This is a genomic window from Mesorhizobium sp. P3_A2 (assembly GCF_056403115.1).
Genome location: NZ_JBFUGC010000019.1, coordinates 85,949 through 101,056, shown reverse-complemented (window position 1 = coordinate 101,056; position 15,108 = coordinate 85,949). Strand labels below are relative to the sequence as shown.

9 protein-coding genes are annotated in these 15,108 nt (G+C 61.7%); 2 read left to right on the top strand and 7 right to left on the bottom strand.

All coding sequences use genetic code 11. The annotated features are described in order from the left end of the window. A partial coding sequence (locus tag AC1DXM_RS30115) for a beta strand repeat-containing protein (protein WP_477238942.1) occupies positions 1–2,827 on the bottom strand: 2,827 nt, incomplete at its 3' end. 325 nt (positions 2,828–3,152) lie between these two features. Between AC1DXM_RS30115 and AC1DXM_RS30110 the strand changes: the two genes are divergently transcribed. Then, positions 3,153–4,097, top strand: coding sequence for a transglutaminase-like cysteine peptidase (locus AC1DXM_RS30110; protein ID WP_477238940.1), 945 nt, complete (start codon positions 3,153–3,155; stop codon positions 4,095–4,097). 27 nt (positions 4,098–4,124) lie between these two features. Here AC1DXM_RS30110 and AC1DXM_RS30105 read toward each other — a convergent pair whose 3' ends face one another. From AC1DXM_RS30105 to AC1DXM_RS30085, 5 genes are all read right to left on the bottom strand, one after another. Continuing rightward, entirely contained in the window at positions 4,125–4,766 is a 642-nt protein-coding gene (locus tag AC1DXM_RS30105) for a ribbon-helix-helix domain-containing protein (RefSeq protein WP_477238938.1), read from the bottom strand. Then, the gene (locus AC1DXM_RS30100; protein ID WP_477238936.1) at positions 4,756–6,045 is read right to left on the bottom strand and encodes an HlyD family type I secretion periplasmic adaptor subunit; all 1,290 of its coding nucleotides are present in this window, start codon (positions 6,043–6,045) and stop codon (positions 4,756–4,758) included. The genes AC1DXM_RS30105 and AC1DXM_RS30100 overlap by 11 nt, the downstream gene beginning before the upstream one ends. A gap of 46 nt (positions 6,046–6,091) precedes the next feature. Continuing rightward, positions 6,092–8,224, bottom strand: a complete 2,133-nt coding sequence (locus tag AC1DXM_RS30095) for a type I secretion system permease/ATPase (protein ID WP_112566188.1) — start codon at positions 8,222–8,224, stop codon at positions 6,092–6,094. Between the two features lie 37 nt (positions 8,225–8,261). Continuing rightward, positions 8,262–9,710 carry a TolC family outer membrane protein gene (locus tag AC1DXM_RS30090; RefSeq protein ID WP_477238934.1) on the bottom strand — a complete coding sequence of 483 codons (1,449 nt, stop codon included), beginning with the start codon at positions 9,708–9,710 and terminating at the stop codon, positions 8,262–8,264. Positions 9,711–10,004: 294 nt separating this feature from the next. Then, complete coding sequence (locus AC1DXM_RS30085) at positions 10,005–12,224, bottom strand: mechanosensitive ion channel family protein (RefSeq protein WP_477238932.1); 2,220 nt, start codon at positions 12,222–12,224, stop codon at positions 10,005–10,007. A gap of 714 nt (positions 12,225–12,938) precedes the next feature. Between AC1DXM_RS30085 and AC1DXM_RS30080 the strand changes: the two genes are divergently transcribed. After that, positions 12,939–14,066 carry a serine hydrolase domain-containing protein gene (locus AC1DXM_RS30080; protein WP_477238930.1) on the top strand — a complete coding sequence of 376 codons (1,128 nt, stop codon included), beginning with the start codon at positions 12,939–12,941 and terminating at the stop codon, positions 14,064–14,066. A 43-nt stretch (positions 14,067–14,109) separates the two neighbouring features. Here the strand turns inward: AC1DXM_RS30080 and doeB are convergent, their stop codons facing one another. Next, positions 14,110–15,105 carry a N(2)-acetyl-L-2,4-diaminobutanoate deacetylase DoeB gene (doeB, locus tag AC1DXM_RS30075; RefSeq protein ID WP_477238928.1) on the bottom strand — a complete coding sequence of 332 codons (996 nt, stop codon included), beginning with the start codon at positions 15,103–15,105 and terminating at the stop codon, positions 14,110–14,112. Positions 15,106–15,108: the final 3 nt, after the last annotated feature.

Below are 15,108 nucleotides of genomic sequence, written 5' to 3'. Positions count from 1 at the left end.
CGACGCCGACCACGGCAGCGCCGTCGGCGCCCCTGGTGTCGGCAACCCCGTCGGTCGCGTTGCCGTCGAGGGCATCGGTTCCGCCAACCAGCACATTGCCGGTGGCCGGGCCGAACAGGCCGGCCCCGATGCTGTCGATGTCGGCGACCGCCGTCGGCACGTCATCGACGATGTTGACGGACAGGGTGCCTGTGGCGTTCTGGCCGTCCTGGTCGGTGAGCGAGACGGCGAGGTTCTCGAACAGGCTGTTGGTGCCGCCGGCGGCGGCATGGGCCTCATTGTCGAGCAGCGTGTAGGAGTAGCTGACGGTGCCGGTTGCGGCATTGTAGCCGGTCACGTTCAGCGTRTTGCCGAGCGCGGTGGTGAAGGAGCTGGCGGTGAACACGCCGTTGGTGATGAAGGCGTGGCCGTCGATGGTCAGCGAGGCGATACCGTCGGGCGAGGAGATGGTGAAGGTGCCGCCCTGGGTGGTGCTTTCCTTCGAGGTGTCGGAGCCGGCCGATTCGCCAACACCGCGGCTGGCCAGGAGGTCATCCTCGTTGACGGTGACGTCGCCGCCGTTGGCAGCCGGCGTCAGGTCGGTGATCACCGGCGGCGAATTGCCGATCGAGATGGTCAGCGTGGTGTGCGAGGTGTCGCCGTCGCCGTCCTTGATGGTGTAGGTGAAGACGTCGTCATGGCCGCCGGCCGAGCCGGCATCGCGGGTATAGGTGTAGGTGCCGTCGGCGGCCAGCGTCAGCTTGCCGTAGAGGCCCTGGATCTGCGTGCCAAGCGTGGCCGCGTCGTCGACATCGGCATTGGTGTTGCCGGCCGCAACGCCAACCACGGCAGCGCCGTCGGCGCCCTGGGTGTCGGTAACGCCGTCCGTGGTGTTCGCGTCGACCGCGTCCGTACCGCCGACAAGCACATTGCCCGTCGCGGGACCAAACTGGCCGGCTGCAACGCTGTCCGTATCGGCAACCGCTGTCGGCACGTCGTCGATGATGTTGATGACCAGATTGCCGGCCGGCGCCGGATCGCCGTCGGCGTCGGTCACCACCACCGCGAAGCTGGTGCTCGACGGATCGGTCAGCGTGTTGTCGATGAGCGTGTAGGAGTAGCTGATCGTGCCGAGGCCAGTCGCCGGATTGTAGACATAGCTTGCCGTCAGCGTGCCGGTGGTGCCGTCGGCATAGGCCGTCGGGAYACCGGTCAGTACATGGCCGCCCAGCGACACTGTCGTCAGGCCGTCCGGCGACGTGAAGCCGATCGTACCCGAGGTCGTTTCCGAGGTCGCAGGCTCGTTCGAGCCCGAAGGCTCGCCGGCGCGCGCCGGCAGGCCAGCCTCATAGACCGTCGTGTCGGCGCCGCCCGCTACCGGGATCGATACGGTCGGCGTTCCATCGCCGATCGAAATCGTCAGCGTGGTGTGCGAGGTGTCGCCGTCGCCGTCCTTGATGGTGTAGGTGAAGACGTCGTCATGGCCGCCGGCCGAGCCGGCATCGCGGGTATAGGTGTAGGTGCCGTCGGCGGCCAGCGTCAGCTTGCCGTAGAGGCCCTGGATCTGCGTGCCAAGCGTGGCTGCGTCGTCGACATCGGCATTGGTGTTGCCGGCCGCAACGCCAACCACCGCCGCGCCGTCGGCGCCCTGGGTGTCGGTGCCCGCCGCATTGCCGTCGGACCCGCTGCCGTCGATTACATTGCCGCCGACCGGCCCGAACGAGCCCGCCGCCACCGCATCGGTATCGGCAACCGCTGTTGGCACATCGTCGACGATCTGGACGGACAGCGTGCCCGGAAGGGAGACGTCTCCGTCGGTGTCGGTGACCGTCACCGTCATGTTGTCGAAGATGGAATCGATTCCCGCGTCGGGGTGAGTCGCGCTATGGACGAGCGTGTAGCTGTAGCTCACCTGACCTGTGCTGGCGTCGTAGCCGTTGACGGTCAGCGTGTTGCCGAGCGGCGTGGTTATGTCGATCGGCGTCGATGCGCTGTTGGCAAGGGCCGCGCCCGAAATCACCTGGCCGGCGATGGTCAGCGAGCCGACACCGTCGGGCGAGGTGATGGTGAAGGTGCCGGTGTTGATCTCCGACTGGTCGGTGTTGGGCGAAGAATCTTGCGCCTCGCCCGAGCCTTCCGACCCCGAGCTTGCCGGCAGGCCTTTTTCATTGACGGTTGTGTCGCCGCCACCGACGGAAGGTGTCAGGTCGGTGATCGACGGCGTGGAATCTGGCCGCAGGCTCGGAAACAACTCGCGGTTATCCGGCTGGCCGAACGCCAGGTCTGTCGGGGGCAACAGCGCCGAAAGACCGAATCCGTCGCCGATGCCGCCGGGGGGAACCGAAAAGTCTCCGCCTGCACTTGAGTTCGAACCGCCTGGACCGGCCGAGATAGAGCCGTCGGCGCCAAAGGCGACATCGACGTGGCTGGCCTCGAGCGCGGCGATCAGGGCAACGCGCGGTACCTCGACGTCGCCAATGATGAACGTCGGCACGTTCAAGGCGCCATCCTTGATCACGATGACCGACCCATCGGCCTGTTCGAGAACGAGGTTGTGGCCGTCGACCTTGATGTTGTCGATCGAGACGTCGGCCGGAAGCTTTACCACGTTGCTGGCGTCGGCCACGTATTCGTGGGGCGCAGCTGCCGCCGGGGCCTTCGCCTCCGCAGGTGCATCTTGTTTGACGGGCGCGCCGCTGCCGACATCGACCGGTACGGGCTCGGCAGGCGCCGGCTGGGCGGCTTGCGCTATCTGCGTCCCTGCCTGCGATGGCGAGCCGCCACGTTCAGAGGCAGAGTGCTCGTCCCAGGAATTCGAGACGGTGTCCAATTCGTTACTGTTCGTCATAGCCAAAACCCCTCCGGCATTTCCCGGCAAGAGACAGTGACGGCCTCTGCTTTGCAACTATCCTGCAATCACTTTCATATATTCTGGTATAACTGTCTCGGCATTTTTTCTACGTGGTAAACACCAAACATATAACCTGATATACATTGGCAGGGGCCGTGGCCCCGTTTGATATCCGCCAGTCGGGATGGGTTGGTAAACAACAGTATAAAATTGAATAAAGTTTTATGCAAAATAGATGTTCCGATTTGCCAGAAACTTATCCACCTTCCTTTCCAGTAAGTTGAGACAAGATTGGTAGCGTCCACAGTCAAAGGTGGGCGTTATGAAAAAAGAAAAATCCGCCCCGGGGATAACCGGGCTCAAGCTGCTCCTGCTGGCGATGGGCATCGCAAGCCTGCCGCAGCCATCATCCGCGAGCGCCGTTGCCGCGGATGCCGGCGCTGTCGCTGGAATGCTGGCGGCGGTCGAAACCCCACCCAGTCTCGGCGGCGTTTCGCTGGCTCGACCGCAACGTTGGCAGCCTGTTTCAGCCTACAGGGTCGGCATGATTTTCGGCAGCTATGGCCCTGTTGCCGTTAATGAAAAGCGCGATCCTTCGATCGCACAGGACGACGCAGGGATCGACCCGATCCAGACGGCAGCTATCATTCCCGGCGTGTTCGGTTCGGTTGCCCTGTCGATGCGCAATTTCCCGGTCTCGGCGCGCTGGGCGCCTGTCTACAAGGCAATTGTCGAGTGCACCGCGGGCAGTGCATGCGAGCGCAAGAACAGCACCTTTGCCGGGATCGTCGAGGCAGCCCGTGACAAGCGCTTCATCGACAAGCTGTCCTTCGTCAACTCAAGTATAAATCGCGCGATCGCCTACAAGAAGGACAGCGTGGTTTACGGCAAGCTCGACTACTGGGCCAAGCCCTCGGAAATCCTCGAGCGCCGGGCAGGGGACTGCGAGGATTTCGCTATCCTCAAGATGGCGGCGCTGCTGCATGCAGGCATCCCGGCTCAGAGCATGTCGCTGGTTGTCTTGCAGGATCGCAAGCGCGGTTTCTTTCATGCCGTGCTGTCGGTCAGCACCGGCAGCGGCGTCTTCATTCTCGACAGCCTGAGCAATGTCGTTTCGCGCGACAGCGATCTGCCGAGCTACGTGCCGCTGTATTCGTTCAGCACCGACCGCGCATGGATCCATGGCGCAAAGACCGGCTCTGCGCAAATCGCCGATATCAAGGGCGGCCTTTCGACGGTCGCGCCGGGCGAAGGTCTGCAACAGTAAGTATGCCGTCAGGGTGTCTTGGGCGCCCTAGCCGCCGAAGACGAACGCCATCAGCAGTTCCGGCTCGACCACCGGCGCCCGCACCGCGTTCAGTTGACCCCGGTAGCGGCGGTCACCGGCGCCGATGACGAAACCGGTGGCAACCGGCGTCTCGCCATTGGCCTCGAGCCTGGCGAATATGTCGGCGACATTGAGGTCCAGCGCCAGCTTGAGGTCGTGGCGCGTGTCCTCGTTCGGCGCCACCGGTAATTGACGACGCACCAGTTGCTGGAACGGCGCATTGAAGGTCAGGATCTTCTTCGACGATGACAGGGCAAAGGCCGGCGAGGGACACGCGACCAGAATGGCGTTGATGGTCTTGATCGACGCCAGCCTCTGTAAGGTCAGGTTCTCGTCGGCCAGTCCACGCATGCAGGCTACGCGGATTGCCGATGTCAGGTTTCCGGTGTTGGCGTGGCTCTCGGCGATCTCTTCGATCAGCATGCCGATCGTGCATTTCCGGTTTTCGGCCATTTGCTTCAGCGAGGTCCAGAACGCCCTCTCCAGACGAATGCCGCGGCGCGTGCCGCCACGTGCCACGACCCGGAACTCCAGTCCGAAATCCTCTGCCGCCAGCGGTGGCAGCAGCCGGTCGCGATCGGCAGGAGAGGAGATCGCGCTACCGCTCACTCATCGCCTCCTCGCGCGCTTTGTTGATCGGCTTCATCAGGTAGGTGAGGATCGTCTTGCGTCCGGTCTTGATGTCGACCGAACAGATCATGCCGGGGATGATGGAATATGTCTTGCCGTCGCGTGTCAGCGTCGATTTGTCGGTGGCGACGCGAACCTGATAATAGGGTTCGCCGGTCTTCTGGTCGACCAGGCTGTCGGCGGTGATGTTCGAGACCTTGCCTTCGATGCCGCCGAAGATCGAGAAGTCATAGGCAGTCACCTTGATCAGGGCATCCTGCCCCGGCCGGATGAAGGCGACGTCTCGCGGTGAAACCCGCGCTTCGACCAGCAGGGTCTCGGAGGTCGGCACGATACCCGCGACGACTGCGCCGGGCTGGACGAAGGCGCCGACCGTGTTGATGTCGAGCGTGTTGACGATACCGTCGACAGGCGACCGTATGTCGGTGCGCGCCACCTTGTCGGTGGCGCCGCGGATCGTCTCATCCACCACCGAGAGGTCGGCGAGCGCCTGTGTCAGATCGCTGAGCGCTTCCTGTTGCAGCTGCAGGCCGAGTTCATCGACCTGAAGCTGGGCTTCCGTGATGGCCGACTTGGCTTTCTTGATGGTTTCTCCGGCGAGTGCCAGCTGACCATTGAGCTCGGTCTGCTCGCGCTCGACGCGGAGTTGCTCGGTTCGCGCCATCAGGCCTTTCTTGACCATCGCTTCGACCAGCGTCGCCTCCTGGTCGCTGACGGCCAGATTCTTGGTGAGGCGATCGGCATTGGCGTTGGCCTCATCCAGTTCCTTCTCGCGCTGATCGAGGCGCGACTTGAGAACCGATAGCTTGACTTCGAAGTTGTCGCGGCGCGCGATGAGCAGCTTCTGCTCGTTGTCGCAGATTTCCGGCGCGACCTTCTGGATCTCGGACGGGCAGGGAAATGCGCCTTCGAGATTGCCGGTCTGTTCGAATTTGAGCCGTGCAATGCGCGTCTGCAGCGCCCGCGCCTTGGCCTGCTGCTCGCCAAGGCTTGAGGTGTTGAAGGTGTTGTCGAGGCGAATGATGAGGTCGTTCTTCTTGACGATCTGCCCGATCTTCACAGCGATTTCCTGAACAACGCCGGGCTCGCTGGCCTGGATGATCTGGGTCTTCGACGCGGGTATGATCTTGCCGTCGCCGCGTGCGATTTCATCGACCTCGGCAAAGGACGCCCAGGCGACCGAACTCGCAAAAAGCGCTCCGATGATGAATATCGACGCTGACGCAAAAAGCGGCGGGCGGTCTTCCCTGGCAAGCATTTCTCATGCCCCAACATATTGAATGCACTCAACAAGTCTGTTTCTGTCAGGCGCTCGTTCTCTGCAGCGCCTGTATCACTTGGTCTTTCGGTCCATCGGCAACGATCTTGCCCTGCTCGATGACAATCAGGCGGTCGGCCAACTCTAGCATGCTGAAGCGGTGCGTCGAAACGATCAGCGTCGTGCTGCGATCGAAGGCCACCTTGAGCTGCTTGATCAACTGGCGCTCGGAAGCCAGATCCATCGAGCCGGACGGCTCGTCCAGGAAGACGATTTTCGGTTTGGTCAGCAACAGGCGGGCAATTGCCATTGTCTGCCTCTGGCCGCCCGAGAGATTGGTGCCGCGCTCGCCGACATTCATGTCGTAGCCGCGCGGATGGCGGGAGACGAAATCGTCGACGCCGGCAGCCTTGGCCGCTTCGACGATCTGTTCATCGGTCGCCTCCGGACACGCCATCAGGAGATTTTCCTTGATGGTGCCCGAAAACAGATCGTTGGCTTGCGCGACGATACCGACCGCGGCGCGAACCTCCGACGGATGGTATTGGCGGATGTCGATGCCGTCCAGCAGCAGCTCGCCGGAGGTCGGCAGGAAGAGCCTGCCAATCAGCCGCCCCATGGTCGTCTTTCCCGAGCCTATGCGGCCGATGATGCCGATCCGCTCACCAGGCTTCACCGAGAAGTTCACGCCGGTCAGAACTTCGTTTTCGGAACCCGGATAGACGAAACCGACATTCCTAAACGCCATCGCGCCATTGCGAATGGGGCGGTTGACGAAACCAACCGTGTCCGGCCGATCCTCCGGCTGCGCCATGATCGAATTGACAATTCGCAAGGAGAGCATTGCCTGACGAAGTCTGGACAAGGTGATAGCGATCTGGCCAAGCGGAGCCACCGCCCGGCCCGCCAGCATGACGGTGCCGATGATGGCGCCGGTGGAGACATGCCCTTCCGAAAAAGCATAAGCGCCGGCCACGATCAGGGCGACGGTCACCAGCTGCTGGATGGCCTGCGTTATGTTGCCGGCGGCAGCCGAAAGCTGCTTGATCTTCTCGGAGGTGTTTGATGCGTTCTTGGAATGCTCTGCCCATTTTCGCAGAAGATAGGCCTCTGCCCGCAACGACTTGATCGTCTCCAGCGTGGAGATGGATTCAACCAGCAGGGCCTGGCGTTGCGAAGCCTCGTTCATGGACGCGGCAACGCGTTTGCCGATACGCCGTTGTGTGATCAACCCGACGATCACGGAGGCGACAAAGGCAATGGCCGGTATGATGACCAGCCAGCCGCCTATCGCATAGATGACAAGAAGAAAGACGAAGACGAATGCGGTGTCGATGAAGACGCTGACGGTGTTCGACGTGAAAAACTCGCGTACGAACTCGTACTGCGTCACCCGATTTGCATATTCGCCGGTTGAGCCGGGCCGTGCCGACAGGGACGAGTTCAGCACCTTCTCGAACAGCATGTAGGAAATGCGAAGATCGGCCTTGCGCCCGGCATAGTCGATCAGCGACGCTCTGGCGGTCTTCAAGAGCAGGTCGAACAGAATGACCGCGCCGATCCCGATCGACAACACCCAAAGCGTCGATATCGCCTTGTTCGGCAAGATCCTGTCGTACACATTCATGGTGAAGATCGGCGAGGCAAGGGCCAACAGATTGATGAATACCGCCGACAGGATGACCTTCGAATAGGTGCGCCAGAATGGCCCCATCGTTCCGGTCAACCAATGTCGCCGCTCAATCTTGGCCGCCGAACCGACGCTCATCCCCTCGACCGCGTTGGCATAGGTTATCGAGAAGGAAACGCCGCCGCTTATGTAGCTTCCGGCAAGTTCGGATTTGCTGATGGTTGTGCGACCGTCCTCCTGGGCAGCGGTCGTAAATCCACCGTCCTCTGTCTCGGCAAGCAGCGCAACCGGCAACTGGCTAACACGAAACAGGATGGCGGGGAGGTCGATGCGTCCGCGAAGAAAATCGCGATGGCTGAACTCCGTGATTTCAAGGCCGACGCGTTCGGCAAGATGCCGAATGGCGTCGATATCGATCTGGGTATCCGAGAGCGGCACGCCGGCAAACAGCACGGTCTCGGCACTCGGCCTGCCCAGGTAGCCGGCAACAGCCGAAAAGCAGGCCTTGAAGGCCTCCTTTGGGGACAGGATTTTAGGTTGTGGGTTCACGATCCGCCCGCAGGACTATCGTTCGACCTTGGCCTTCCTACTTTTTCCTTACCGGCGCGAGGATGTCAAAAGGCAGATCGTTCTTTTGCTCCGACGGCGTGCGCGCATAGGTTTCGGTGTCGGCCGTTTCAGGCGCATTGAACTCGGCCTTGGCGTAGGCGGTTGCCTGTTTGGCCGGATGAAGGCCCATGGTGTTCAGCAACTGTCCGGTTGCCGCCAGCAGCCGGTACTGGGCGAAAAGCGACGCGTAGGACGCGGTGTCGGCAAGCGTCGCTGTGTTGAACCGGGTGTTCTGTGCGTCAAGCACGTCGAGCAGCGAGCGCTGTCCGACCTTGAACTGCTCGCGATAGGACCCCACCAACTTTTCGCTGGCGGCTGCCTGAAGCTTCAGCGTCTTGGCCAGGTCGGCCTGCCGGAAGCGTCGATCCCATGACGTACGGACGGCTTCCTCGATCTCGCGCAGGACTTGGTGCAGGACAAGGCGCTGCTCGCTGGTGCGGCGGATTTGCTCCTGCTCATTGGCCTTGTCGATGCCGCCGCGATACAGGTTCCAGCGCAGCACGACCCTTGCCTGAAGGTCGCTCGTGCCGCCGTCACTGCCATCGATGTCGGATCCAGCCCGGGCGATACCTTCGGCGGTGATCGACGGCCCGAATTTTGCCCGTGCAGCATCCACGAGGGAAGCCGCCGCGTCGATATCGCTGTTGGCCATATGCACGCGCGGATTGTTCTGTCGTGCCAGCCCGATTGCTTCATCAAGCGATCTCGGCAGCGCAGCGGACACATCGCCCGGCCTCGAGGCGCTGGTCAGCGGCTTTCCGACAGTCTTGAAGAACCGGATCTTTGCTGCCTCTAGTTCCTCGGTGGCTTCCTGCACACGAGCCTTGGCGGCGAACAGCCGCTCCTCAGCCTGCTGACGGTCGGCCTCGTTCAGCGCGCCGCCGGCAATGCCTTGCCGGATGTCGCCGAGAATTCCCTGATGGAATCCGAGGTTCTTTTTTGCTTCGACAACGATCGAGGCCTGCAACATGGCTTCGAGGTAATCCTGGACAACCGAAAGACCGATGAATTCGGACCGTTCCAGAACCCGGAACGAGGCGCCATCGACGCGGGAAGCCTGGCGGTTTAGTTCGGCGCGCCTTGCACCGCTGTCGTAGAGCGTCTGCGTAACCGTGAGGTCGGTTTCAGCTGGATAGAGTGCGTCATTGTCGATGGAAAGCGCGCGCCTGTCCGGATTGTCGAGGCGGCGAGCCCCCGCCGACGCTTCCAGGTCAACGCTGGGAAGATAAAGCCCCTTCGCCTGGCGAAGTTCGAATTCGATTGCTTCGCGATTTTCGATTGCCTGGCCAATCTCGGGATTGGACTCCACCGCGACCGCCATCGCCTCTTTAAGAGTGAGCGCGTGGGCATTCCCGCAGCTCAATATGGCAACCGTCGTCAGCAGGCCAAGGCGCTTGCATATGGCCGACATAGTTGTCGAATTCATTTTACCCACCCCAACATTCCCCCTGCACGTTATTCCAAGCGCTACGACCCAAGCATAATTGTCTACGCGCTACGACCCAAGCACAATTGTCTACAAACTTACAATTTAGTGGACACTAAAACGCTGGATTCAAGCCACAAATTTACGCAATGTAGCAAAAATAGCACAAAGAATGCCCGGCCGCCCTCCGGTTAAGCGCTGCCGGCCACGTGCGCCTATTTCCATGGTCTGCGACCCTGGAGCTGACGGCGCCCAGGTGGAAGGCCCACCCTGTGACCGAGGAGCCCAGCTTTCCTACTCCGTTGTGCCAGCTTTTTTTCTGCGCCGATTGGTGTGCGACTGCGCGACGGCCATCTGCAACTCGGGTGTGATCTCCAACGGCGCATTCTCTGTCTCATGCGTGTTCTGCAGCCCTTGGACGTGGACCGTCGGAAATGGCAGTTCGATGCCCTGCTCCTTGAAGACCTGGCGCAGGCGCACATAGAATTTGCGTTTCATGGCGAAAGCGCCTCCGGGTCTGGTCATGGCCTTGACCCTCAATACGATGCCGTACTCGCCGAACTCCTGCACGCCCTGCATCTTGATCGGGTCGAGCACCCAGTTCTTGAATTCGGGGTCTTCCGCCAGTTCGAGGCCGATTCGCTTGATCAGCTTGCGGGCGAAGTCGATATCGGTGTCGTAGCCGACGGTGATATTGAACTTGTCGATAACCCAGTCACGGCTCTGGTTCTGGACTGCCCCGAGTTCACCGAAAGGTATCGTGAACAGCGGACCACGATGGTGGCGCAGCTTCACTGATCGCAGCGAAAAGCTTTCCACGGTACCCTTGTAATTGCCCGAGGAAATGTATTCGCCGACACGAAACGCATCATCGAGCAGAAAAAACACACCCGAAATGATATCCTTGACGATGGTTTGTGCTCCAAAGCCCACCGCGACGCCGACGACGCCGGCGCCGGCGATCAGCGGGCCGATCTGGATACCCAGCGAGGCGAGCATCATAAGCACCGCCATCACGATGATCGATGCGAGCAGAATGTTCTGGAGGATCGGCAACAGCGTGTGCAGCCGCGCCTGCTGTGGATCGAGGATCGGGGCTTCCTCCTCGTTGATCACAGGGTGCGGTGCTTCGATGCCCAGTTTTCGTTCGATCAAAGCCTTTATGATCGACCAGCCGAAATCGGCTGCAAGCGCAATGACCACGACATTGATCAAGCCGCGCAATATGAACGTCGTCGTCGAATCGCTGTCGCGCATGGATTGCATGTTCAGACCCCAGACGCGCGCGAGAAAGTAGGCCGCCGCCAGGATGAAAATCATCCGGATTGCGCGATCGATGACGGCGATCGTCACCGCCGGGACCGTGGGCCGGCCGGCGTCTTCCGAACCCGGCCGCAGGACGAAATTGACCCCGCGCTGCGTCAGCACGATTGCCAAAGGCAGGAAGAATGCCGCGAAAGTAAACCAGAAGTACGTATAAAGGCCGGCGATGCGCTGCAGGAACAGAGCGACGAAATACGCAGTCAATAACCATGTCGTTTCCGTGTGACCGCCATGGCGCACACCGTCTCGCTGCGTTCTTGGCCGACGCCAAATGGCAAGCAGCAAGAGCACCAGCAACACGAAATCGGCGCCCAGTGACAGGACCATCATTCCGTCCTGATCGATGCCGAGACCCGGCAAGAGGATAAATGCGGCGCCGAAGAAGGCGAAGACCCCAACGATCCGGGGTAACCAATAGGCCCAGTGGTCAGCCGTCTCGTTGGTGATCGGCAAAGCACGAACCTCGACGGCGTTCTCGACCTCCATGAAGGACGGGACGAGCGTGGCCATGACGTACAGGCGTACACCCCATGTGACGACTGCCGCCATCAGAAATGTCAGCACAATCTCGCGGATAAGCATTGGCCAGTCGAACAGCATGAACGCGCCGGCACTGCCCAATGCGAACGAGACGATCAGCATGCTGGAATAAAGCGCGCGACCACCAATCTTCTTGGCTCGCCCGACGGGCGTATCCTTCGGTTGCGCGATAACCCAAAGACGAAATGGACGGGTGACTTTGTACGTTGCCCAAGTGAGCGCCAGGCCGGCCGCGATGAACATCACCGTCAGGATCAATACGCTGACAGGCCCCTTGCTGGACATGTCCTGCATGGTCTCTGCCCGAACGCGCGCGAACTGGCCTGGCAGCAGAGGCACAGTCCGCACGATCCTTTCGATATGATGCCTGATCCGATCGAGCGTCGAGGATGCCATCGTATTCATCTGGCCGGGTGGGGCCACGGCGTCGGACGATCCGTCGGCCGGCGAAGCTCCCGTCTCGGCAGGCGTTGATCCTGCGTCCTGATTTCGTTGTTCGGCCACCCAGGCCTTCACCGACGGATCGTCGAGAAGCTCGAACAGCTGCTTGACCCTTTCAGGCGGGACGGTTGCCGGCGCCTGCGCCTGTGCCTGACCAGCCAACAAGAGCGCAATCCCAAAGACGAGCGGTCTTGCAATCAGGACAAGCATCGCAGTCAGATCTCCGAGACGTCGTGCCGGGCGCGCCAGAGTCTTGGCTCCCAATCGTCGATTCATGAGTGGCATCGTGCGGTAACCTTCCGGTCAAATCGGCGAGCAAAGACAGCTAGGTCCGTCGTTGCACCTACCTTGAACAAGCCGATGTTGTGGTGCAAGTCTCATCGTTCTTGGCTAGTCCGTTGGGCAGGGCACCTGGCGACCGGCAAGGCTGTCATCATGGCCTTTGCTTCATGCACTGGCGGCAGGGACGCGCCGCCGCGTCTTGCGGGCCCACAATAGCAGTTGATTTTATTGGTAAAAGTGGCCCCAGACGCTTTGGGATGTCCATCGCCATTCCCCGTTGTTTTCGACATAAGCCTTATGTCTGTCCCTTATGTCGGAAGGGCTTTACAGCGCGGCAATTGCTGCCGGGCCTGCATGAAACGGTGGAGCTTTGGCTCGACGGCGCATTTATAGGTCGGCATATCGCGGGAGAAGCGCGCTTCGCTCTGCCTGTCTCGCGGGGGGAGGTTGCAATCGCGCTTCGCGTCAGGAACACGGCGGCAAATCGTTATTATGCAGGCACGCCCTATTGGGGCGGCACGCCACTGCCCTCGGGACTGACTGCGGCACCATGTCTCTGTGCTGGTCCCCAGAGCTTGGTTGCCAATCCAGGGGCAGCCACTGAAACTGCATCGCGTTGGGGAACCGAATGAGAAGTCGCGCATGAACATAGATGGTACCTGCGATCCACGCTTTGCCGGTGTGCGCGACGCGTTTGCCACGAGTTTCGCGCAAGGGCTGGAGCATGGCGGCGGCGTGTCGGTCGTGGTCCACGGCAGGACCGTCGTTGATTTGTGGGGCGGTCATGCGGATGCTGCACGCAGCCGTCCGTGGCGGGAAGACACGCTGGTCAATGTCTGGTCTTGCACCAAGGGCGTTGTCGCCTTGGCCATCGCCATGCTGGTGGAGCGCGGCAAGCTCGATTATGCCGCCCCCGTTGCGCGCTATTGGCCCGAATTCGCGGCCGGCGGCAAGGAGCGCATCACGCTCGATCAGATGATGTCGCATCAGGCCGGGCTGAACGGTCTCGCCGTACCGATGGACGAGGCAGGACTGTTGGCGTGGACGCCTTTTGTCGATGCCCTTGCCGCCATGTCACCCCTGTGGGAGCCGGGCAGCCGCTGCGTCTATCACGCGCTTACCTACGGCCACCTTGCGGGCGAAGTGCTGCGCCGTGTCGATGGGCGAAGCATGGGCCGCTTCATCGCGGAAGAGATCGCAGGCCCGCTTGGCGCTGATTTTCACGTCGGTCTGCCGGCCAGCGAGGATCCCAGGGTCGCAGAGATGATTGAAGGTCCAAAGGCTTCCGACTGGGTCGAGTTTGTCCGCGCCTCGCCCTTTCCCCACGCAGGCGACAATCCGACACCCCGGGCAACGGCGCCCAACGATCGCGCCTGGCGCGCCGCCGAGGTGCCGGGCGGCAATGGCCAGTCGACGGCACACGCACTGGCACGCATCTACGGCATGATGGCGGCCGGCGGCGTTTGGGAGGGCAAGCCTCTGATCGGCCCTACCGCGGTCGAAGAAGCAGCAAGACCTCGCATTCGCGGCATGGACGACAGCTTCGCGTTGCCGACAGCCTTTGCCGCCGGTTATCAGATGGAGGATCCCACCTACGCCAGCCGCGCGTCGCAGAAAACCTTCGGCCACAGCGGCTGGGGCGGCGCCATCGGCTTTGCCGATCCCGCCGCCGGTGTCGGGTTCGGCTATGTCACCAACCGTATGCTCGGTTTCGACGATTTGGACCCGCGCCGCAAGGTTGTGATCGACGCCGTCTACGACGCGCTCTAATGTAAGCACACACGCTGGTCATCGATTTCGCTGACTCCGAACATCACGAGACCAGAGCGCCAACCACCGCTGCACAGTCACCGGCTTTGACCAGGCCTGGAAAATGCCGCGCCGCCAGCATGCCGGACATTTTTGCCCTGATATCCTGCGGCGCGATGCCGGTGCGGCCGGTGGAATGGATGCGCGCCAGCACCGCGCCTTCTTTCACAGGCTCGCCGAGATCGACCATGGTTTCGATCATGCCGTCGTCCTCGGCGAAGGAGAAGCAATCGCCCGACGGCATGTCGAGCCACTGGGTCGTGCCTGTCTCGACTGCACCCTCAACAATGCCGGCATGACGCAGAACATTGCTGATGCCGCGCCGCGCAATCCGCACGGTTTGCGCGCGCGAGGTGCCGCCGCCGCCAAGCTCGGTGCTGACGAAGACCTTGCCCATCTCCTCCGCCGCCGTGTCGTACATGCCGACGGAGTCGATCTCGATCATGCGCATCGAGAACGGCGCCGAGAAGGCGGCTACCGCGTCAAAGGCTTTCTGCTCCTGTGCCTTGTCGGGCAAAGTATGCGCGGCGCAGAACGGCACGAAGTCGAGCGTCCTGCCGCCGGAGTGGAAGTCGAAGACGAGGTCGGCACGCGGCAGCAATTCGCGCTGGAAATAGTCGGCGATCTTTTCCGTCACCGTGCCGTCGGGGCGGCCAGGAAAGCTGCGGTTCATATTGCCTTTGTCGATCGGCGACGTGCGGGTTCCGGCACGAAAGGCCGGATAGTTCATCGCCGGCACGATGATCACCGTGCCGCTGACCTGGCTGGGATCGAGCGTGCGGGCGAGATCGTAGAGCGCCAGCGGCCCCTCATACTCGTCGCCATGATTGCCGCCGGTGAGCAGAGCAGTCGGCCCCTTGCCGTTGCGGATGACGCAGATCGGGATCATCACCGAGCCCCAGGCCGAGTCGTCGCGGCTGTAGGGCAGGCGCAGGAAACCATGTTGCACGCCATCCTTGTCGAAATCGACGGTCGGGGCGATCGGGGATGGGCGGGACATCGT